General features: G+C 70.7%; 14 protein-coding genes, 1 tRNA gene and 2 pseudogenes. 9 read left to right on the top strand and 8 right to left on the bottom strand.

The window, feature by feature from the left end; genetic code table 11:
- The first annotated feature begins 4 nt into the window (after positions 1 to 4).
- Positions 5 to 1,318 (top strand): UDP-glucose dehydrogenase family protein, encoded by a 1,314-nt coding sequence (locus STRTU_RS23335; RefSeq protein ID WP_159745849.1) that lies wholly within the window; start codon positions 5 to 7, stop codon positions 1,316 to 1,318.
- Positions 1,319 to 1,572: 254 nt separating this feature from the next.
- On the opposite strand, the gene vph is transcribed toward STRTU_RS23335, so the two are convergent.
- The 5 genes and pseudogenes from vph to STRTU_RS23360 all read right to left on the bottom strand — a co-directional run.
- Positions 1,573 to 2,436: a viomycin phosphotransferase gene (gene vph / locus STRTU_RS23340; RefSeq protein WP_159745850.1), complete on the bottom strand. Its 864-nt coding sequence runs from the start codon at positions 2,434 to 2,436 to the stop codon at positions 1,573 to 1,575.
- A 76-nt stretch (positions 2,437 to 2,512) separates the two neighbouring features.
- Positions 2,513 to 2,596, bottom strand: a pseudogene (locus STRTU_RS36195) (integrase); the annotation flags it as partial.
- A 318-nt stretch (positions 2,597 to 2,914) separates the two neighbouring features.
- The gene (locus STRTU_RS23350) at positions 2,915 to 3,685 is read right to left on the bottom strand and encodes an alpha-ketoglutarate-dependent dioxygenase AlkB (protein WP_159745852.1); all 771 of its coding nucleotides are present in this window, start codon (positions 3,683 to 3,685) and stop codon (positions 2,915 to 2,917) included.
- Positions 3,669 to 4,898, bottom strand: a complete 1,230-nt coding sequence (locus tag STRTU_RS23355) for a hypothetical protein (RefSeq protein WP_174878913.1) — start codon at positions 4,896 to 4,898, stop codon at positions 3,669 to 3,671. The genes STRTU_RS23350 and STRTU_RS23355 overlap by 17 nt, the downstream gene beginning before the upstream one ends.
- Positions 4,899 to 5,234: 336 nt before the next feature.
- A pseudogene (locus STRTU_RS23360) lies at positions 5,235 to 5,466 on the bottom strand (sigma factor); the annotation flags it as partial.
- Between the two features lie 192 nt (positions 5,467 to 5,658).
- On the opposite strand from STRTU_RS23360, the gene STRTU_RS23365 reads away from it, so the two are divergent.
- Positions 5,659 to 6,405, top strand: coding sequence for a tyrosine-type recombinase/integrase (locus tag STRTU_RS23365; protein WP_246241113.1), 747 nt, complete (start codon positions 5,659 to 5,661; stop codon positions 6,403 to 6,405).
- Between the two features lie 299 nt (positions 6,406 to 6,704).
- On the opposite strand, the gene STRTU_RS23370 is transcribed toward STRTU_RS23365, so the two are convergent.
- A tRNA-Arg gene (locus STRTU_RS23370) sits at positions 6,705 to 6,777 on the bottom strand.
- 302 nt (positions 6,778 to 7,079) lie between these two features.
- On the opposite strand from STRTU_RS23370, the gene STRTU_RS23375 reads away from it, so the two are divergent.
- From STRTU_RS23375 to STRTU_RS23405, 7 genes are all read left to right on the top strand, one after another.
- Positions 7,080 to 9,179 (top strand): GTPase domain-containing protein, encoded by a 2,100-nt coding sequence (locus STRTU_RS23375; RefSeq protein WP_246241116.1) that lies wholly within the window; start codon positions 7,080 to 7,082, stop codon positions 9,177 to 9,179.
- A 662-nt stretch (positions 9,180 to 9,841) separates the two neighbouring features.
- Positions 9,842 to 11,944: a YfjP family GTPase gene (locus STRTU_RS23380; RefSeq protein WP_159745854.1), complete on the top strand. Its 2,103-nt coding sequence runs from the start codon at positions 9,842 to 9,844 to the stop codon at positions 11,942 to 11,944.
- A gap of 211 nt (positions 11,945 to 12,155) precedes the next feature.
- Positions 12,156 to 13,016, top strand: coding sequence for a single-stranded DNA-binding protein (locus STRTU_RS23385; RefSeq protein WP_246241453.1), 861 nt, complete (start codon positions 12,156 to 12,158; stop codon positions 13,014 to 13,016).
- 226 nt (positions 13,017 to 13,242) lie between these two features.
- Positions 13,243 to 14,643 (top strand): LAETG motif-containing sortase-dependent surface protein, encoded by a 1,401-nt coding sequence (locus tag STRTU_RS23390; protein WP_159745856.1) that lies wholly within the window; start codon positions 13,243 to 13,245, stop codon positions 14,641 to 14,643.
- A 429-nt stretch (positions 14,644 to 15,072) separates the two neighbouring features.
- Positions 15,073 to 16,737: an energy-dependent translational throttle protein EttA gene (gene ettA / locus STRTU_RS23395; protein WP_159745858.1), complete on the top strand. Its 1,665-nt coding sequence runs from the start codon at positions 15,073 to 15,075 to the stop codon at positions 16,735 to 16,737.
- A gap of 4 nt (positions 16,738 to 16,741) precedes the next feature.
- Positions 16,742 to 17,176 (top strand): acyl-CoA thioesterase, encoded by a 435-nt coding sequence (locus STRTU_RS23400; protein ID WP_159745860.1) that lies wholly within the window; start codon positions 16,742 to 16,744, stop codon positions 17,174 to 17,176.
- Positions 17,173 to 17,904 (top strand): DUF8010 domain-containing protein, encoded by a 732-nt coding sequence (locus tag STRTU_RS23405; protein WP_159745862.1) that lies wholly within the window; start codon positions 17,173 to 17,175, stop codon positions 17,902 to 17,904. Before STRTU_RS23400 ends, STRTU_RS23405 begins: the two co-directional genes overlap by 4 nt.
- A gap of 137 nt (positions 17,905 to 18,041) precedes the next feature.
- On the opposite strand, the gene STRTU_RS23410 is transcribed toward STRTU_RS23405, so the two are convergent.
- Together STRTU_RS23410 and STRTU_RS23415 are read right to left on the bottom strand one after the other, a co-directional pair.
- Complete coding sequence (locus tag STRTU_RS23410; RefSeq protein WP_246241118.1) at positions 18,042 to 19,178, bottom strand: ABC transporter ATP-binding protein; 1,137 nt, start codon at positions 19,176 to 19,178, stop codon at positions 18,042 to 18,044.
- A complete protein-coding gene (locus tag STRTU_RS23415) occupies positions 19,175 to 21,889 on the bottom strand; it encodes an FtsX-like permease family protein (protein WP_159745864.1) in 2,715 nt (904 codons plus the stop codon). The genes STRTU_RS23410 and STRTU_RS23415 overlap by 4 nt, the downstream gene beginning before the upstream one ends.
- Between the last annotated feature and the right edge of the window lies 1 nt (position 21,890).

The raw sequence follows: 21,890 nt of genomic DNA on the forward strand, positions 1-21,890 counted from the left end.
TGCCATGGCAAGCACCTCACGAACCGTCGCCGTCTTCGGTGCGGGATACATCGGCCTCGTCACCGGGGCCTGTTTCGCGGCACTGGGCCACCGCGTCGCGGTACGCGATGTGCAGCCCGAGCGCGTCAGACTGCTCAACTCAGGCGATGTGCCGATCTACGAGCCCGGCCTCGGAGAGCTGATCGCGGCGAACAAGGAGCGCCTCACCTTCACCCTCGACGCCCGTGAAGCGCTCCAGGACGCCGAGGTCGCCTACATCTGTGTGGACACACCGCCCACCGCATCCGGCGACGCCGACCTGTCACGCGTCTGGGCGGTCATCGAGACGCTCAAGGGCGCCCCGCACCTGACCGCCGTGGTGATCAAAAGCACCGTGCCCGTGGGCACCGGCGACCGGGTCCGCTGCGCCCTGGACGACGCCGGCCTCGCCCACGTCGGCTATGCGGCGAACCCCGAATTCACCGCCGAAGGCAAGGCGGTGGAGGACTTCCTGCGCCCCGACCGCATTGTCATCGGTGCCTCCGACGCGTCAACCGCCCAGCTGATCACGGACCTTCACGACGGTGTCGACGGGCCGGTGCAGACCCTCTCGATCGCCTCGGCGGAGATGGTCAAGCTCGCCGCCAATGCCCTGCTCGCCACCAAGATCACTTTCATCAACGAGATCGCCACCGTCTGCGAGGCCACGGGCGCGGACGTCGAAGAGGTCGCCACGGCCATCGGCATGGACCACAGACTGGGCCCACACTTCCTGAAGGCCGGCCTCGGTTACGGAGGCAGCTGCTTCCCCAAGGACTCCCGCGCCCTGCGGGCCATGGCAAGCAACTCCGGATACCCCTTCCAATTGCTCAACTCCGTCATCGAGGTCAACGACCTCCAGCCCCGGCGCGCCATCCAGCGCCTCAAGACCGAACTCGGCGGCCTCAAGGGACGCCGTATCGCCCTCCTGGGCATGACCTTCAAGGCAGGAACCGACGATCTCCGCGAGGCCCCCAGCGCGGTCATCGCCGCCCGACTGCTCGCGGAGAGTGCCGAGGTGCACTGCTGGGATCCCATGGCCCGGCCCGCCGACATCGCCCCGTGGAACGCGACGGTGCGCCACTCTTCTCCGGGGGAGGCTATGAGCGATGCGGATGCCGCCATCGTGGTGACCGAGTGGCCGGAACTCAAGACCGTCGACTGGTCGGCAGCGGGCCGCTCCATGCGTCGCCGTGTTCTCTTCGACGGCCGGAATGTCCTCGACCCCAACACGATGGCCTCTGCTGGTTTCCTCTACATGAGCGTGGGCCGCGCCACGGTCCTCCCAGATGCTGAGTGATGTTCCTCGTTGCTGTGGAGCCGGCAACGGAGGTCCCGCGCTCTGAGCTTGGGAATCAGGGGGCTTACGCCTATCCAGTGCCTCTCTGGCCGGCAAAGACACCGTATTAGGGGCGGGTGGGGGGCCAGCTGATCTCTGCCCCTTGTTGACCGTGGCCCTCCAGCCTCTCTGGCACGGCACTGGCACGGCACTGGCACGGTGGGTGCAGCGGCCGCGGACGCGAGCGTTCCTGATTGCGGATGTGCTGTCGTGCCTCAGCGGTAGTCGGCCAGGCCGTCCGCCAGTTCCCCCTCGTCGCCGTCGCGGACGGCATAGAGGGCCTGCTGCAGAGCGAATGTGCCGCGGATCGCGACAATGCGGGTGGTGAGTCCGTTGTCCGACCAGCCGCCCAGGGCGAGTACTTGCTCCAGGAGGCCGTGGCCGTAGCTGGCACCGATGGCTGCGAGATCCTCGGCCGGGTCGCTGAGGGTGACATCGTCCCAGTCGAGCACTCCGGCGAGGCGCGGCAGGCCGTGATCCCACTCCCACAGGACGTTCTCGGCACCGAGGTCACCATGCACCACTGCTCGTGTGAGGTGGGGAAGGCCGTCGAGAGCGGTGAGTTCCCGTTCGGCCCGTAGGCGCCCGTTGTCGGACATCAGCACGAACAACTCCGAGCGCACGTTATCCGCGAACCGCCGCCACCGGCCTTCCTGTGCGTGAGGCAGAGCCACCCGCACCGACTCGTCCGCGCCAGCTCGGTCCAGGCCGGCCAGCAGCGTCGCGTACTGCGCCGCCACGGCGCCGGCCACATGGGCATCGTTGAGCGCGTCGGCCTCCAACGGTTCCCCAGGAATGCGGCTGAGCATCAGGAACGGCGCCTCGTCGGTGCCGTCGGCTCCACCCTGCACCAGTGGCTCAGGCGTGCGGAAGCCGAGGTCGAGCCTGGCAAGTGCGCGTAAAGCGGCCACCCGCTCGGGCAGCCGGGCAGCCGCACCGCGGGTACGGGGCAGGCACACGACGCGCTCTGAGCCAATCACCACGGTGTGGAATTGACCCTGGCGTACGGCAAGATCGCCAGGTTTGTCGTCAGGCAGCAGGCGGCGCAGCAGCGCGTGATGCGTTGTACGGATGTTCACGAGAGTGACCTCTGGATCTTTCGACGACACGAAGGTGACAGCCCCGAGAGTGCTGCCACGCCACTTTGGCGAGAGGGCGTCCGCCCCAGCGGATTCCTTTCTCGCTGCGGATGCGGGCACGTTCCTTGCGCTGGGCGGTGAGCACGTCGGTGGTACGAGACAACCACGGACGACGCCGACCAAAGAGCTGACGCAACGACGCCAGAGGTCGGGGCGTTGCATGTTGAGCGCTGGTTCACGCCATTCGATGAGAGGTGCTTCATCCACCCGTATGCGGCTAAGGGCTGTCCCTTAGCGAAGCCGTAGAGCGCCAGAGCGTGACGTAATGGAGGCGTCGAAGCTATCGGCGAACGACCTTTACCGCTCCTCCGCGGAAAGGACTTGGGCTCATCGTTCGCTTCGCGCCCCCGAACCGTCTGTCGCGGCCTCGGCAGGAGTCATGCTGCAGCAAGGGCTGTTCGGCTGCCGCTCATTAAGGTCAGACGGGCGGCATCAGATCGCTCTCGCTGATGGTGTATGCCAGCAGAGGGTAGGTGAAGTCCGTTTCATTGTTCTCACGGCGGCGTAGTCGGTAAAACTCGCTCTTCTGCTCATCGTCGGCCGACATGAGGCGCGCACCCTGCGGGAGGTATACATGTCCGTCGCGAAACCGAACGAAGGTCTTTGACGTTCGAAAGGTTACGCCCAACCATTGGTTGTCCGCCGCCGGGGCGGGTTTGTCCAGTACGATCTTGTGCCTGAGTCGCCGATTCGCGTGGACAGAAAACGCGACGACACTGTTGTGGGCGAGGGGGATTTCGAACTTCTCGCCACCGGACCCCTTTGATTCGAAGATCAGCTTCCTTGGTGGGCTCGCTTCGGGATGTTGGTAGCAGGAGAAGACGGCGATAAACGACTCGTCGGCCAGGTCGAGGGCTTGGTCGGAATGGATGCCCATGGTTTTGTAAGCGTTCGTGTAGTTCTCGACGAGTGCGTTGTTGAAGCCGACCGAAAGCGCTGCACGTTCTTGAATCTGTTGCGCCAGCCGTTCGTGCACTGCCCGGAAACGCTGCGTCGGGCTGCTGTATCGAGTGGTAGTGCGTACGAGAGGCACACCACCCGCCTCGTCGATCTTGGTAATTACGGCGCCTCGCCGGCCTTTTCCTACGTCTTCCAAATGAGCCGATGTGGACAGCTCCGTAAAGAGATTCTCTTCGGTCGACAAAGCGCACGAGATGATCTCATCCGAGATCCTAGACTCGGGGGGCAACGTAGTCTCCCGTGTTCATGCTGAAGAGGAAGTTGTCGCCGTAATCAATGAAGGACGAGGTTCTGTTCTCCTCGGCGTACAGTCTGCGCAGTTCGTTCATGCCGGCCGGTGTGGGTGGCCCCAGTTTCACCAGCTCTTCGGCCAGTTTGAGGAACGTGTGGCCGTTCTTGTGAACGGCTTCGGCGCTCGAACAGCGCACCACGTATCCCAGGCGGGTCGGGAGCAACTCGGCGTCCAACGTCGAGGGCCGGATTTCGTGCGTATACAGGCGGTTGGTGGACAGCGGCATGAAGAACACGGAGCCGGGGTGGAGGGTCAGGGTGAACTGCGGGGGGAGCGCGACTCCTTCGCGCTTTTCGGTCGGGTCCTTGAGGCGAAAGTGGAGTTTGGTCAGCCCGCTGGCACCCTTCGCACCGTAGTCAAAGGCGTCTTCGGTCAGCGGCTGCAGCTTGTCGAGCCGGTCATAGAAGGTGCAGAAGGCCATGATGCCGTTGACGGGCATGTCCTTGGTCTTGTCGGCATGGGCCGAGATCTTGGCCTTGGACTGCTTGCGCTTGGTCGTGGCGCGGGTGTTGTGGTAGATCTGAGCGAGGACGTGATTGAGGGGTGCCTGGTTCCGGAAGACGGCGGCGGCCTCGCGGTTCAGAGCCTCGACGATGCGCGTGTCGGTCGGGCGAAAGCTCTCGGTCGGCCCCGAGAGATTCGTGGAGCACCGGAGCAGGCGGAAATGCAGTTCATCACCGTTTCGTGTGACGGGCGTCAGATAGATTCCGCTGCGATGGGCTGTTCCAGGCTTGGTGGACTCCGTCAGGGACTGGAATGCGTGCTCCGCACGGATCCGTCCGAAGTGATCGTCGCCGAGTTCGAAAAAGCGTCGGTAGTACACGCCAACGCCGTGTACGCGGATGGGGACTCGGCCGAGGCCGACGAGGGTCCAAGGTTTGTCGACGTCCTCGTGGGAACCGTGTGACAGCTCCCGGATAATGAATACCCGGGCCGCCGCCTGCAGTTGGCGGCCACTGATCCCGGATATATCGCCACACAGGTAGACGGTCTTCTGCGCGAGGTCGGGCGAACCAGAAGCAAGATCCTCTGGCGTGATGGTGGACCCGAAGAAGTCCCTGATCAAGTCGTTATCTTGCAACATCGAAGGCGCAACCAAGATGTTGCCCGCATCCTCGATGCGGGCTTCTGCCGACTCGGTTGTGTACATCAAACGGTACCTGTCATTCGCAGATCTCGGCGGATTACTCAAAACCGTGGACATAACAATGGCCCGCACTCCTTCATTTGCGTCGCGAAGCGTAAACGAAAGGAGGCGGACCGTTGAACCTTGATGCTCTCACGGGGCTCGGCAGCGGGCAACGGATTCTGCTGTACGGGCGGTGTGCGGAGCTGCTCGGCGAGGTCGTGAGGCCGGGCGGACGGCCTGCGGCGATCGGGCTGTACCAGTTGCTGATACTGGTTGGTCCGCCTGATGCGCAAGATCCTCACGGTCCGGTACGAACACCAACCAGCACTCGTCCATCTTCCACCCCTGTGAGTCCCTAAGCGCGGTACACACCCGCCACCGGCTCATCGCCAACCGCCAGGCCACCGTGCGCACCCATGCCTCAGGCGCGCCACTCCCATCCAGCTCGGTCCGCCGCTCCCAGGCACGGGCGAACGCCTTCCTGCACCACGTCCTGGGACTCCGCGAAACCACCGGTCATCGCGTACAACTGCCCCGTAAGCCGGCCAACGCTCCCGCTGTAGAACGCATCGAACTCCCGCTCATTCATGCCGCGCCCCGGCGGATCCACTCAGACACCGCCGCACGGACCCCACCTCTGAACACGGCCACGGACACCTGACGCACGCCGCCCCGGGCATGCCACGGGCAGACGAACTGGTGATGGGCGCCATCCCGCTCCCTTCGGTACTCCTGCTGCGGCCGACGTACATCGGTGCTTACGCACACGCCCACCCCTCTGGTGACAGGCGCTCGATCACGAGCGCGCGACGCGGGCCGGGCCGCTGCCCTGCTCGTCTGGATTGCCTCCCGCCCGCGCACCGGTCACCGGCTCACGGCGTTCTTCGCGACGCTCTATTACGCCGGGCTCCGCCCTGAGGAGGCGGTCGCACTCCGCGTCGAGGACGCCGTTCTCCCCTCCACCGGTTGGGGTGAACTCCGGGTGCACACCGCAGCGCCCGAGGTCGGCAAGCAGTGGACGGACGACGGCGAGGTCCACGAGACCCGGGATCTGAAGGGGCGGGCGTCAGGGGACACCCGCACCGTGCCCGCGCATCCCGCCCTCGCATCGATCCTCCACACCCTCGTTGCCCAGGACCAGTTGACAGCGGGAGATCTCTTCTTCCCCGGCGAGAAAGGCGGCCTGCTCGCCGGCTCCGTCTACCGGCGAGCCTGGGACAAGGCCCGCACGGCAGTCCTGACCGAGCGCGAGTACAGCTCGCCCGTTGGCAAGCGGGTATACGACCTCCGCCACACCTGCCTGACGACCTGGCTCAACCACGGCATCCCGCCGGCACAGGTCGCCGAGTGGGCAGGCAACAGCGTCCCGGTGCTGCTTTCCACCTACGCGCGCTGCATCACCGGACAGACCGTTGAACTCCAGCAGCGCATCGAGGGGCCTCAGAAGCTCCCGGATGCGCCATTGGTTCCAGGCCCCAGGGGCTCGCTCTCACCGCCGCTTCCCAGGGCGCCGGGCCGCGCCCGCTGATTGCGACGGCGACAGGGCTCACACGGCAGGGCCCGGCTTCGGCCGGGCTCTCTGCCTATGCCCGTATGCCGAGTGGGCGAGGAGGGCCGCCTCGGTCCTCGGAAGCCGGGCGCTCCATGCCACCGGGCACGCCGAAACTTCGGGAAGTTTTCGGGAAGAACAGCCGCCGAAACCCGCCCTGGACCGGTTCCAGCCGGACGGGTCGGCCTCCTCCGCCCCCGGTGCCCGACGGCCTGGCGAGGCCACCGAACACCCCCTGACCAGCAAAAAGACCCTCCCAGGAGGAGGGTCTTGCGGAGCGCCCCCGGCAGGACTCGAACCTGCGGCCAAGTGCTTAGAAGGCACCTGCTCTATCCACTGAGCTACGGGGGCCGGGTGTGGACGTGGATCACGGACCGCGGACAAGGATAGAGGTCCGGGTGCCTCGTCCCGGTTGCTTCACCTCCGTGGCACGTTGTGGAGGTTCCGTGAAGCGGTCCCGATAATCGCAGGCGGGTACGAATCCTGCATCGCTTTTGGCCTCTCGTGCGGTGGGTGTTGTGCACTCGTTATGCCTCCGCCTCACGTGGCGCGGACGTCTCGCGCGCCACTTATGCCGTTCTATGTGGGTTCTTACGGCGCGCACAAGGGGTTATACGCTTCAAAAACCCATCGAAATTGGGCATTCTGCACCTGTGGCGACCTTGGACGTACGACCCCGGCTGATCGACGCACTGTCCGTTCTGCGCGACCGCGTCGACGCCGCACGCTTTCCACTGCCACTCCGGGGCGCTGCCCGCGCCCGGCGTAACAGGGCCGAGCTGCTCGCTCAGCTCGATGACTATGTGATTCCCCGTCTGCGCTCTCCTCAGGCCCCGCTGCTCGCGGTGATCGGTGGATCGACCGGTGCGGGCAAGTCCACGCTGGTCAATTCGCTGGTGGGGCGGCGGGTCTCGGAGGCCGGGGTGCTGCGGCCGACGACGCGTACGCCGGTGCTGGTCTGTCATCCCGACGATCTTCATTGGTTCGCCGGGCCCCGGGTCCTGCCGCAGCTCGCCCGGGTGTGGGTCCCTGAGCAGGATGACGGGGGCGAGGGTGAGTATGCGGCGGGTGGTGGGCGTGGCGCGGGCGGTGGGCCGGGCGCCCGTATGGGGCAGGGAGTCTCTGCGGGCGCTGCGCCTCACGGGGGACTTCGGGAGCCCCATGGGGGGCCCGGATCGGGGGCGTGTCAGGAGGGGGCCGGCGGCGCCGCGCACCTGGCGGCTGGTGTTCGTGGGGTGGGAGGGGAGCGCAGGGCATCTGAGGTGTACAGGGAGGAAGTGGCGGCAGGGGATGGGGAGGGGTATGGGTTTGAGTTTGGGGACGGGGCCGCGGAAGGCGTTGTGGGTGCGGCTGGTGGGGGCTATGAGGCGTATGGCGGGGTGGGTGGCGGAAGTGGTGGCGTAGGGCTTGGGAGAGAAGGGAGCGGGGCCGAGGCGGGGATGCTGACGGTGCGGATCGAGACGGATCCGGCGTTGCCCAGTGGGCTGGCGTTGCTGGACGCACCGGATATCGATTCGCTGGTCGCGCGGAACCGGGAGCTGGCCGCCGAGCTGATCTGCGCGGCGGATGTCTGGGTGCTGGTCACCACGGCCGCCCGGTACGCGGATGCGGTGCCCTGGCATCTGCTGCGTACGGCCAAGGAATACGACGTCACGCTGGTGACCGTGCTGGACCGGGTGCCGCATCAGATCGCCACCGACATCTCCGGGCGCTACGCCGAACTGCTCCAGCGGGCCGGTCTCGGCCATGTCCCGCGGTTCACGATTCCCGAGCTGCCCGAGTCGGCCGGTGGGGGGAGCGGGCTGCTGCCCGCCACGGCCGTCGCGGCGCTGCGGGGCTGGCTGGAGCGGCACGCCCAGGACCCCGTCGCCCGCGCCGCCGCGGCGGAGCGTACGGCTGCCGGGGTGATCGCCTCGCTGCGCAGCCGGCTGCCCGCGCTGGCCGGGGCCGCCGCCGCCCAGCACGCCGCGGCGCTGCGGCTGGCCGGCCGGGTCGAGGAGGCGTACGAGCAGGCCGCGGAGCGGGTACGGCAGGAGGTAGCGGCCGGTGAGGTGTTGTCCGGGGACGCCCGCGCCCACTGGCGTGACCACGGGCTCGACGGCCGGTCGGACGAGCTGCTCGACGCGCTGACCGACGGGCTCACCTCGCTGCTGACCTGCGCCGTGGACGAGGCCGACGAGCGGGCCGCGGACGCCTGGCGGCGGGATCCCGCGGCGGCCGAGGTCTCGCTGACGGCCGCCGCGGGTGCCTCGGGGGCGGGCGGGCGGCTCGGTGTGATCATCCGGCGCTGGCGGCGCTGCCTGGAGGAGCTGGCCGAGGAGGAGACCCGTGAGGCGCGCGCCGGACAGGCCGGGGAGCGCGCGGGGTCGGTGGAGCCGGAGGAGTCGGCGGCGCTGCTGGCCGCCGCTCTGCTCGGCGGCCGTCGCGCCCGTACGGCGGGCGAGAACCTCGCCGACCTCCTGGGGGCACAGACCGCGCTGCGGCTCTGCGAGCGCGGCGGACGGCTCCTGGCCACCTATCTGGAGCGTGCGCTGGACGGTGAGCGCGAGCGGCGGCTGGCACCGCTGGACCAGCTGACCGTGCCACTGGACCAACAGGCGGAGCTGATCGCCGCGCTGTCCGTAATGCAGCGGGAAAAGCAGTGGGAAATGCAGTGGGAGACGAAGCGGGAGGTGGAGAAGGAAGCGCGGCGGGAGCAGCGGCAAGTGGAGGAGCGGGCCAGGGCGATGGAGAAGGAGGAGGTGTCGGGGTGAGCGATTCCGAGGTGGCTGGTTCCGGGGAGGGCGCGGGGGACAACGGGCGGGGAATGGGGGAGACGGAGGGGAATACCGGCGAAGTGGTGGGGGAGAGGGTGCGTGGGGTGCCGGTGGTGCGCGGGGTGCCGGTGGTGTCCGCCGTGCTCACGGTGCCCGTGGTGCCGGGTGAGGGGGTGGCGTCGGGGGGCGGTGAGGCGGTGGCGGCCCCGGTGGCGCCCCGGGTGGAAGGGGAGCCTGGGGTGGGTGGAGAGGCTGTGGTGTCCGTGGTGCCTGGGGCTTGCGGGGAGTCGGTGGGGGCTGCGGAGTCTCGGGAGGCTGCGGCTGTTGAGGGGGCTGAACGGGCTGAGGAGACGGTGGTGTCGGAGGGGGAGCAGGGTGCTGGACCGGCCTCGGGGGCAGGTGCGCCGGGAGCGCAGGTGGGTGGGGCGTGGGATGACGGACTGATTGCGCGACGGGCGCGGGGTGCGGGGGTGCCCAGGCCGGGGGCGCGGGTGGAGCCGCCTGTGGGGGCGGGGGTTGCGGCTGGGGTTGCCGCGTCGGTCGGGGCCGAGGGGGCCCGTGCCGCGGACGCCCGTAACGCGGAAGCTCATGGCGGGGGATCCCGTAGGGAGCGGCGGCGTATCGAGGGACCACGTGGTGCGTACCGTGCCGACGCGCGCATGGAGGCGATGGTGCAGCCGCGGTCGCCGGCCGAAGTGGAGAGCGGCGGTGGAGGCGCGTACCGGTGGGTCGCGGACGGGGGGCGTCGGGCCGCCGGCGGCGGGCTGCGGGGGCGGCTGGATGCCTTGCGGGAGTTGATCGCGCTGTCCCGGACCCGGCTGGACGGGCGGACGCTGGAGGGGGCGGGCCGGGTGCTGGAGACGGCGGACGAGCGGTACCGGCTGTCCGGCGAGCACACCGTCGTCGCCATCGCGGGGGCGACCGGCAGTGGTAAGTCGTCGCTGTTCAACGCGCTGGCCGGGGCGAATCGTTCGCAGGTCGGGCCGCGTCGGCCGACGACCGCGGAGCCGGTGGCCTGTGTCTGGCCGGGCAGTCGGCCGGGCGCGGACGGGCTGTTGTACCGGCTGGGTGTGCCCCCCCACCGTCGGCACGCCCCGGCCGACGGCAGCTCCGAGCTGCGCGGCCTCATCCTGATCGATCTGCCCGACCACGACTCCTCGGCCACCGAGCACCGCGCTCAGGTGGACCGGATGCTGGAGCTGGTGGACGCGGTGATCTGGGTGGTGGACCCGGAGAAGTACGCGGACGCGGTGCTGCACGAGCGGTATCTGCGGCCGTTGGCGGGCTACGCCGAGGTGATGTTCGTCGTCCTCAATCAGGTCGACCGGCTGCCCGGGGACGCCGCCGACCAGGTGGTGGACGATCTGCGCCGGCTGCTCGACGAGGACGGGCTGGCGCTCGGCGAGCACGGGGAGCCCGGGGCGGCGGTGCTCGCGCTGTCCGCCGCGACCGGCCGGGGCGTGGGGGAACTGCGGGAGGCGCTAGGCCAGTTCGTCGCGGAACGGGGTGCGGCGGACCGGCGGCTGGCGGCGGATGTGGATGCGGCGACCGAGCGGTTGCGGTCGGTGTACGTGGCGCAGAGCCGGGTCGGGCTGACCGAACGGGCCCGCGCGGAGTTCGACGACCGGTTGGCCGAGGCGGTCGGGGCGGTGGCCACCGGGCGCGCGGCGGAGCGCGACTGGCTGCGGTACGCGGAGCGCGCCTGCGGGTCTCCGTGGTCGCGGATGCGGATGCGGATGCGGATGCGGCGGTGGCCGGGGAGACGGTGGGGGGCCGGCGGCTTCGGGGCGGGGACGGCCGATGGGTGGGCGACAGGGGCGGGGGCGACGGGAGCCGGGGTGACGGGCGCGGGGGCTGCGCGGGGAGGCGGGCGTACGGGCGCTGGGCAGGCGGGCGCCGGGCCTGCGGGCGTCGGGCGGACCGGTGGTGTGGGGCGGATGGGTGCGGCGCGGGGCCGTACCGGGCGCGCTGGAGGACGCCAGGACGTGCGGGCCGCCATGGGACAGGCATGCGCGGGGCACGGCGAGATGGGGCGGAGCGGGGCGGGGATGACCGGGGCGGGGCGGACGCGTTCCGGGCGGAACGGTGAGGGGCCGGAGGGACTGACCGCCTCCGGGCGAAGCGGCAGGGGACAGGGCCCGGTGGAGCGGCAGGGGGCGGCCGGGCATCCGGGAGCCGGCGGGGCGGCCGGGACCGCTGAGGTGGGCGCGTCGGCAGTCGACGGCCGGGCGGCGGCCCGGCCCGTGGTGGAGCAGGCCGTCCGCACGGTGGTAGCCGAGGCGGCGCACGGGTTGCCCGCGCCCTGGGCCCACGCGGTGCGGGAGGCGGCGGACCGCGGTGCCTACGGGCTGCCGGAGGCACTGGACAAGGTGGCGGCGGATGCCGAGGAGTCGCTACGGGGCGGACCGGCCGTGCGGCCACGGTGGTGGACGGTGGCGGCCTCGCTGCAGGGGATGTTGACCGTGCTCCAAGTCGTCGGTGTGCTGTGGCTGCTGGGCGCGATCACGGGCGTGGGCGATGCGACGGCCTGGATCTCCGGGCTGCTGCCCGCGGTCCTCGGGTCGGTGGGTGGACCGGCGCTGGCGTGGATGTGCCGGGTGGTGGCGCGCGGCCCGGCCCGGCGTTACGGGCAGGACGCCGAGCGGCGGTTGCGGAGTGCGGCGGCGGCGTGCGGGCGGGCGCGGGTGCTGGAGCCGGTCGCCGCGGAGCTGCTGCGCTATCGCGAGGTGCGGGAGCAGTACGCGGTGGCGTCGGGCGCCTGACGGCCGTGACGGCCTGAAAATCCTGCCGCTTCCCCCTTCCGGGTGGCCGACTTGTCCACAGTCGGCCACCCGTCCACATGCCGCCGCGGGACTTTCCGGATCCGTGCAGCATGAGGTCAACGCAGCGCGAGCGGGACGTGACGAGAGCAAGCGGCACGTGGCGAGGGCGAGCGCGCAGGACATGGGGGAGGCGTGACAGATGAACGACACGATGGTGACGCTGGTGGGCAATGCCGCGACGGCGGTGGAGCACCGGCAGACAGCAGCGGGTGTGACGGTGGCGAGGTTCCGGCTGGCGGCGAGATCCCGCCGGTGGGACAAGGCGCTGGAGCGCTGGACCGACGGGGAGACCAGCTTCTATACGGTCCGTTCGTGGCGCGGACTCGCCGACAATGTGGCGGCGTCGGTGGCGGTGGGCGAACCCCTCATCGTCCAGGGACGGTTGCGGCTGCGGGAGGGGGAGCAGCCGCCCGAGAAGGGCGGGCAGCGCTGGTTCTCGGCGGAGGTCGACGCCGTGGCGATCGGCCACGATCTCACGCGGGGCACCGCCGCATTCCGAAGGGTCCTCCGCCCGCCGCGCACGGCAGCGGACAGCCCACCGGCCACGGCCCAGCAACCCTCCACGACACCGCAATCGGCCCCGGCGCAGGACGCGGCTTCACCACCGCAGCCGAATCGATCGCAATCGCCACCATCCCCGTCCCCATCCCCTTCCCCACCCCCGCAACGATCGCAATCACCGAGCCCCACTCCACCGGCCCAACAGGATTTATGGGAAAGCCAGTTGCCGGAAGGGAGCGGCAGTCGGACGCCCGACAGGGCGCCCGCGGCAGCCAACTCGCCAAAGGGCGGGAAGTCGCGGACGGCCGTCGACGAGCGGTCGGCGTCCAGACCCCGGACAGGCGCCGGAGCGCGGGCAGTTGCCCAGGATCGGAAGGCCGCCGAGGTCGCCTCCACGACTGCCAAAACGCCTACGACCAGCGGGATTACGGCTGGTGCCGGGGCTTCGGAGGGCTCCGCCGCGCCGGCCTCCTCCGTGACCCATTCGCCCGAGAAGGCCGCTGTGCCCTGAAAAGGTATGGCGATTTGTCGATAATGCCAAGTCGAGGTGCTCGTGGTCGGTAACGATTGCGATTCGGATCGCTTATGGAATGCCATTACCGGGGGCCCTGGTGCACCTGCTCCTTAAGATCCGACAAGTACTCACGGGGGCTGACGTGTTCGGCTGTTGAGTTCTTTGGGATCTTTCCGGCGAGGCAACCTCTCCCACTCGACCGCCTCGCCCAGAGGGGAATTTCATGCTTTCGATAAAGAGGCGGGGCGCAGCCCGCCTTGCCGCTGCGGTCATGGCCTCCGGCCTGGTCGCGGCGGGTGCGATAGCCACCGCGGGCCCTGCCGCGGCGGACGAGGCGACTCCCGCTCACGGGGGTGCCACCGCCACGCTCGGCGGTCTGAAGACCTTCGACCAGGCGGTCGTGCACAACGACGGAGGCGACCAGCGCGTAGGCGCCGGCCTCTTCGAGATGGCGGTCGACAACGGCGGCACGCTCCAGACGTACTGCATCGACATCCACAACCCGACGCAGCAGCAGGCGAAGTACCAGGAAGTGCCCTGGAGCGCCTCGTCGCTGCACAACAACGGGGACGCGGGCAAGATCCGCTGGATTCTGCAGAACTCCTACCCGCAGGTGAACGACCTGGCCGCGCTCGCCGCCAAGGCCGGTGCCGGGAACCTCACCGAGAAGACCGCCGCGGCCGGCACCCAGGTCGCGATCTGGCGCTTCTCCGACCACGCCAAGGTGGACGCGCTCGACCCGGCGGCCGAGAAGCTCGCCGACTACCTGGAGAAGAGCGCGCAGAACGTTGCCGAGCCCAAGGCCTCGCTGACGCTCGACCCGCCGGCCGTCTCCGGCAAGTCCGGCAGCAAGCTCGGCCCGGTCACCGTGCACACCAACGCCGACAGCGTCACGATCTCCCCGGCCGCCGGTGTGCCCGCCGGTGCCAAGGTCGTCGGCAAGGACGGCAAGCCGGTCACCAGCGCGACCGACGGCACCCAGCTGTTCTTCGACGTGCCCGCGGGTGCCGCTGACGGCAGCAGCTCGCTGACCGCGCAGGCCGCCACCAAGGTCCCGGTCGGCCGTGCCTTCACCGGCATCGGTGAGCACGCCAAGAGCCAGACCCAGATCCTGGCCGGCTCCAGCGAGTCGACGGTCTCCGCGGCCGCCTCGTTCTCCTGGAAGAAGCAGGGCGCCATCCCGGCGATCACCGCCGAGAAGAACTGCGCCAAGGGTGGTGTGGACGTCACCGCGAACAACAAGGGCGATGAGGCGTTCCGCTTCCAGCTCGCCGGCAAGGACTACGAGATCGCCCCGGGCAAGTCGCAGACCGTGACCGTGCCGGTGGCCGAGGACCAGCCGTACGACATCACGATCAAGGGTGAGGGCGGCTTCAAGAAGTCGTTCTCCGGGGTCCTGGACTGCAAGACCGCCGGCAGTGGCGGCGGCAAGCCCTCCAGCAAGCCCAGCCCGGCCTCGGTGGGCGGCAGCAGCACCGGTGGGGACAAGGGCGGCGACCTCGCCGAGACCGGCTCCAGCAACGCCACCCCGATGATCGCGGGCATCGCGGTCGTCCTCGTCGTGGTCGGCGGCGGCGCGGTGTTCTTCCTCCGTAAGAAGAAGACCGGCACCCCCGCCCAGTAACACCCGGCGGCCGGTGCCCCGCACCGGCCGTACCCGGTGATCACTTGCCCTCGGTGACCCGAGGGTGAGTGGCCGGTCACCGGCGAAGCACCCCACGGCCCCGGAGCGCAGCCGCGCTCCGGGGCCGTCGGCGTCCGCCCGGCCGTCGGCGTCCGTCCCGCCGTCGGCGCCTCCCGCTGCCGACGCCCCCTGCGGCACGCCCAAGGCCGAGGCCCCCGGAGGTGACCAACGCTGACAGACGGCGACCAAGCGGACACCAGGGCGGGGCAGGGCGGGGCTGAGCAGGGGCGCTCTGACCTACTCGTTTCCGCCTGAGTGCTGGCGTACGGCAAGATGGGGTGTATCTGCCCTCCCACGGTTGCCGCGCATGATGGCCCCGGGGCGGTGCCGCACAGACCCTGATCGATCCAATCTGCCGGACGGTTTCTCTTGGCTGAGTACATCTACACGATGCGCAAGGCGCGCAAGGCGCACGGCGACAAGGTCATCCTCGATGACGTCTCGCTGAGCTTCCTGCCGGGCGCAAAGATCGGTGTCGTGGGTCCCAACGGCGCCGGTAAGTCCACGGTGCTGAAGATCATGGCCGGTCTTGAGCAGCCGTCGAACGGTGACGCGTTCCTTTCCCCGGGCTACACCGTCGGCATGCTTCTGCAGGAGCCGCCGCTGGACGAGGCCAAGACGGTGCTGCAGAACGTCCAGGACGGCGCCGCCGAGATCATGGGCAAGCTGCACCGCTTCAACGAGGTCGCCGAGCTGATGGCGACCGACTACTCCGATGAGCTCATGGAGGAGATGGGCAAGCTCCAGGAGGACCTTGACCACGCCAACGCGTGGGACCTGGACACCCAGCTCGAACAGGCCATGGACGCCCTCGGCTGCCCGCCCGGTGACTGGCCGGTCACCAACCTCTCCGGTGGTGAGCGCCGCCGCGTCGCGCTGTGCAAGCTGCTGCTGGAGGCTCCCGACCTGCTGCTCCTCGACGAGCCCACCAACCACCTGGACGCCGAGTCCGTGCAGTGGCTGGAGCAGCACCTGGCGAAGTACCCCGGCACCGTCGTCGCCGTCACCCACGACCGGTACTTCCTCGACCACGTCGCCCAGTGGATCTGCGAGGTCGACCGCGGTCGCCTGCACGGCTACGAGGGCAACTACTCCAAGTACCTGGAGACCAAGGAGACCCGTCTCAAGGTCGAGGGCCAGAAGGACGCCAAGCGGGCCAAGCGCCTCAAGGAAGAGCTGGAGTGGGTGCGCTCCAACGCCAAGGGGCGGCAGGCCAAGTCCAAGTCGCGACTGGCGCGTTACGAGGAGATGGCCGCCGAGGCCGACAAGATGCGGAAGCTGGACTTCGAGGAGATCCAGATCCCGCCGGGCCCGCGTCTGGGCAATGTCGTCGTCGAGGTCGACAAGCTCAACAAGGCCTTCGGTGAGAAGGTCCTGATCGAGGACCTGAGCTTCACGCTGCCGCGCAACGGCATCGTCGGCGTCATCGGCCCGAACGGCGCCGGTAAGACCACGCTGTTCAAGATGCTCCAGGGCCTGGAGACCCCGGACTCCGGCGACATCAAGGTCGGCGAGACCGTCAAGATCTCCTACGTCGACCAGAGCCGCGAGAACATCGACCCCAAGAAGACCCTGTGGGCCGTGGTCTCCGACGAGCTGGACTACATCAACGTCGGCCAGGTCGAGATGCCCTCGCGGGCCTACGTCTCCGCGTTCGGCTTCAAGGGCCCGGACCAGCAGAAGCCGGCCGGGGTGCTCTCCGGCGGTGAGCGCAACCGCCTCAACCTGGCGCTGACCCTCAAGCAGGGCGGCAACCTGCTGCTCCTCGACGAGCCGACCAACGACCTCGACGTCGAGACCCTGTCCTCGCTGGAGAACGCGCTGCTGGAGTTCCCGGGCTGCGCCGTGGTCGTCTCCCACGACCGCTGGTTCCTCGACCGCGTCGCCACGCACATCCTGGCGTACGAGGGCGAATCCCGGTGGTTCTGGTTCGAGGGCAACTTCGAGTCGTACGAGAAGAACAAGGTCGAGCGCCTCGGTGCGGACGCGGCCCGTCCGCACCGCGCCACGTACAAGAAGCTGACCCGGGGCTGACGGCGTGCGGCACCTCTACTCCTGCCCCCTGCGCTGGTCGGACATGGACGCGTTCGGTCATGTCAACAACGCGGTGTTCGTCCGCTACCTCGAAGAGGCGCGGATCGACTTCATGCGCCGGCTGGCGCCGGGGGGCGGCAGCGAGTCGTTCACGGGCGGCTCGGTCGTCGCCCGGCACGAGATCGACTATGTGCGGCCGCTGGTCCACCGGCACGCCCCGGTGACCGTCGAGTTGTGGGTGAAGAAGATCAGCGCCGCGTCGATGACGGTGGCCTACGAGGTCAAGGACGAGGACACCCTCTACCTGCGGGCCTCGACCGTCGTCGTCCCGTACAACTTCACCGAGGAGCGCCCCCGCCGTCTCACCGCGGAGGAGAAGGCGATCCTGAAGGAGTATCTGGACGACGCCGCGCATCAGGGGGGTTCCGCCGCGGTATGACGGCGCTGCACCTGGCCGATGCGGGGGAGGCGGCGGATCTCGCCGCCTTCCTCGCCCGCCTGATCCACTACGACCGCGCCGCCGCGGTACGGCTCCAGGCCGGCGGCGGGGTGCTCGCCGTCTTCGGCCGTCCGCCGTCCTTCGAGGTGCTGGCGATCCGCACCGCCCGGCTCGCCGACGACACCACCCTGGACCGGACGGTCTCCGCCGGTGAACTCCTGGAGGGCGTGGGGGAGTCGGCGGATGCGCTGACCGTGCCCGCCGCCGTCACCGGTCCGCCGTGGACCGGGGTGCTGCCGCCGCGCGGCGGCTGGCAGCGGGTGCCGGGGCTGCCGGCGCCCGAGGCACTGGTGCGTACGGTGGCCGCCGCGGTCTCCGAATTCCGCGCCCGGGACGAGGCGTTGCCGCCGCAGCACCGCACCCGTACGGAACGGGATCGCATCGGCCGGGAAATCTGGTCACGCACCCTCGGCGACACCCATCTCCCGCTGCGCGCCGCGCATGCCGCGCAGTCGCTGGGCTTTCTGCGGCCGGTGCGGGCCGGTGCGCTCGCGGGCGGCGGTGCCGCTCCTGGCGCCGGGTCCCCGCAGTCCGCGCACGGGCCGTTGAGTCTGCTGTCCGCGGGTGGGTGGCTGAGGTTGAGCACGCCGTACGGGTCGATCGCCGTGCGGAGTGGCGGTCCGGCGGGGGCGAGTGGGTTGTCGGGGTTTTCGGTTACGCCGCTTTGACGGTCGTGGCAGCGTTCTGACGGTCGCGGCAGCGTTCTGACGGTCACGGCATCGTTCTGATGGTTACGACACCGTTCTGACGGGGGCGGACCCAGGGTGTGCGGGTCACCACCAAGGCGGCCGCCCGGTACGGCAGTTCAGTCCCGCTTGCCCGTGCCCCCTGCCTCGTCCCCGTTCGCGCTCCCGTCCCCGTCCCCGTCCCCGTCTCCGTCTCCGTCTCCGTCCTCACCCCCGCCCCGGCCCTGGGCCGCGCCGTCCGCTGTGTCGTCCGGCCAGACGCCGATGTGGTCGGTCTCCAGCTCCAGGAGCACGCGGTGGGCCATGCCCAGGCTGCTGGTGTACTCGGTCGGGAGCTGGAGGCGGCCCGCGCGGTCGAGCATCGCGTACTCGCGGGCCACCAGGGACTCCTGGCCGGTCGTGGCGTCCCGTTCGGTGCGTCGGAGGACCTCGGAGGACGTACGGCCGTCGCGGATCGCGACCGTGCGCCGTACCTCGTTCGCCACCGTCTGGTCATGGGTGACGATCACGATCGTGGTCCCCAGCTCCTCGTTGGCGGTGCGGAAGGCCGTGAAGACCTGCTCGGCGGTGTGGGAGTCCAGTTCGCCGGTCGGCTCGTCGGCCAGCAGGACGGACGGGGTGTTGGCCAGGGCCACCGCGATGGCGGTGCGCTGCTGTTCGCCGCCGGAGAGCTGGTGCGGACGGCGGTCCCGGCAGTGGTCGAGCGAGAGCATCGACAGCAGTTCCCCCGCCGCTTTCGTACGGGCCGCCCGGCGTCGGCCGCCCCGCAACTGCATGGGCAGCATGACGTTCTGCAGGGCCGTCAGGTAGGGCAGCAGATTGCGGGCGGTCTGCTGCCAGACGAAGCCGACGACGTCGCGGCGGTAGCCGAGCCGGGCCCCGGCGTCCATGGTCAGCAGATCGCGGCCGGCGACCGTGGCGGCACCGGCGGTCGGTATGTCCAGCCCGGCCAGGATGTTCATCAGGGTCGATTTGCCGCTGCCGGACGCCCCCACCAGCGCCATCAACTCACCCTCCGCGACCAGCAGATCGAGTCCCTGGAGCGCCTGTACCTCCACCCCGTCGGTGCTGAAGACCCGCACCAGCCGGTCGCAGGCGATCAGCGCGTCGTGCCCGTAGGCGGGCTGCCCGCGCCGGGCGGCCGCGCGGCGCTCCAGCTCGGCGAGGCTGGTGGGCGTGGCGGGCCGGGGGCGGGCAACCGCCTCCGCCTCCGCGCCCAGCCCCTCCCCAGCTCCGTCATCAGGCCATGTGCTCATCGGGTCTCCCCCGCTCTCAACTCGGTGCTTTCGCGCCGCCGTGTGCTCAGCCATGCCTGGGTCAGGGTCACCGCTAGGGCCAGGGCGATCAGGCCCGCCGACGGGAGGAGCAGGGACGCGGGATCGGTGTGCAGGCGTATGAGGCCCGCTGTGCCGCCGCCCGAGGTGCCGGGGAGGGCGAGCGCGGTGAGGTCCGTACCGGGGCCCAGCAGCCGGATCGTGGCGGCGCCGGTCAGTGCGCCCCCGGCGGCCGCGAGCAGTGCCGGGGGCAGCGCCTCCAGGACCAGCAGGCGCCGTCCCTGGGCAGGCGGCAGCCCCATCGTGCGCAGTCCGGCCAGGAGTTGGGCGCGCTGCGGGGCGGCCTGGAGGAGGGACAGCAGCAGCGCGAGCGCGGCGAAGCCGGCGCCGGCCGCGACCGCGGCGGTGTAGAGGCGTATCGCGCCCTGCTGGACGGGCGAGTCGGCGAACTCGGCGCGTACGGCAGAGCGCAGCGTCAGACGGGCGGAGAGCGATGGCGGGGCGTGGGCGCGTACGGCGGCCCGCAGCGCCCCGGTGTCCAGGGAGCGGCCGGATACCAGGAGGACGGAGGGGCCGGTGGCGGGGTCGCGGTAGGTGTCCGGGTGGCGGCGGGCGACGCTCTCGGCGTCGAGGACGATGAAGTCGCCGCCGGGCTGTGCGGGGGTGTCGGCGCGTACGGTCTTCGGGCGGATGACGAGCTGGCCCAACTCCGGCTGCAGGGCCATGGGCGCGCGGCCGAAGCGGGTGAGGAAACGGGGGGAGACGAGCGCGGGCAGCGGCCGGTCGCCGCCGGGGTCGGCCAGGTCCTTGGCGGCGAACGCGCCCAGGCCAGTGGCCCGCGAGAGCCGCGCGTACGCCTCGGCGTCGGCGATGACCAGGTAGAGGGGCGGCCCGTTGTCGTCGGCAGCCTGGACATCGATACGCAGCGGTACCGCGTCCACGACGCCCGGCACCGTGCGGACCGCCCGCCGCAGCTCCTCGGGAAGCGGTTTGCCGGCCGAGATCCGGGCCTCCGCGCCGACCGCGGCGAGCGCTGCGTGGTCCCGCGCCGCGGCGACCCCGGCCAGCACCGAGCCGCCGAACGACGCCGTGGTCAGCGCCACCACCAGGGCCAGCAGCGGCAGTCCGGCGGTGACCGGGGCGCGGCCCGCGCGGGCCAGCGCCAGAAAGCCGGTCAGCCCGGCGGTGCGGGCGGCGGGGCGGGCCGCCAGTCGCAGCGGGAGCGGGCTGAGCCGCATCAGGACCAGCGCGGCGATCACCCCGATCAGTACCGGGGCGGTGCTGACCAGCGCGTCGACCCCGCCGGTCGCCGTACTGCGGCCGCGCAGCGCGAGCACCGCGCCCACCGCCAGTACCAGCACGGTCAGTTCGGCGACCGTACGGCGCCGGGAGGGGCGGGCGCCCGCCCCGTCGGCACGCTCCACCGGGCGCGGACGGCGGTGCGCGACGGCCGCCCGCAACGGCAGCGCGAGCGTCCCCAGCAGCCCGGTGCTCGCCGCCGCGAGCAGGGAGGGCAGCACCCCCTCCCCCGGGATCAGCAACAGCGCCAGGCCACCTCCGGCCGCGGCCGCGGGCAGCGCCACCGCCCCGGTCTCCGCCGCCAGCCGCCCGGCCAGCCCGGTCAGTGACGCACCACGGGCCCGCAGCAGGGCCAGTTCGGCGCTGCGGCGTGCCGCGGTCAGCCCGGCGGTCATCAGCAGCACGATCGCCGCGACGGTGCCGATGCCGTAGGCGGCCACCGCGATGACCGGTGCGACCGCCGCCCGCATCCGTGCGAAGGCGTCCAGCAGACCGTCCACCGCGCTGTCGGCCAGCGCACCGCTGCCGGCCACGCCGCGCAACTCCGTGAGCGCCGCGCCGTGTTCGAGGGAGAGCAGACGGTCCCGCAATATCGGGGCGTCCCGGGCGGTCAGTGCGTGGGTGTCGACAGGGTAGCGCCAGAACTTCTCCGGCTCGCCCTCGGTGCGCAGCAGTGCCGGGCCGTCCTGCGGTGCCAGCAGCAGACCGGCGCGCCAGAACCGCTGCGGCGGCACACCCGATGTCACGTCTTGGTGGGCGGCCGTCATCAGCGGGTCCGCAGCCCAGTACGCGCCGTCGGGGGAGCGCGGGGTGACCAGGCCGGAGATCCGTACCGTCAGGCCCGGCAGATGCAGGGTGCTGCCGACGCGCAGGCCGAGGGTCCGTGCGGTGGCGACGGTGACCGCCGCCTCCAGGGTGCGCTTCCCGGGGGCCGCGGCGTGCGGCAGTCGGCCCTCGGCGAGTCCGGCATGGGCGCCGAGCCCGGCGGGCGCGTAGAGCGAGAGGTCGGGAGCGACCCCCTCGGGCCGGGGCAGCCAGGCGTCCTGGGCCTGCAGCGGCTTGGTGGTGCGTACGCCGTGCTGGGACTCGTCCGCGACGATCCTCAGCGGGGCGCGGAGTCGGCCCCGGATCGCCCGGTCCTGGCGGGTGAGCTCGTCCGCGGCACAGGCGGCCGCGGGGTCGCCGCTCAGGTCGCTGCGCGCGACGGTGATCTCCACCGCCCGCTGGCCGGCCGGTACCGAGCCGAGCGCATGGCGCACCCCGCGGGTCTCGTACGCCGCCACGGCCCGTGGGAACGCCGCCGCGAGGAACGCTGTGACCAGCACCAGGGCGCCCAGGGCCAGGGCCGTCGCGCGTGCCGGGTGCGGGCGGGCCCGCCAGGTCCATGGCCTCACC

The organism is Streptomyces tubercidicus, from assembly GCF_027497495.1.
GTDB classification, from domain to species: domain Bacteria; phylum Actinomycetota; class Actinomycetes; order Streptomycetales; family Streptomycetaceae; genus Streptomyces; species Streptomyces tubercidicus.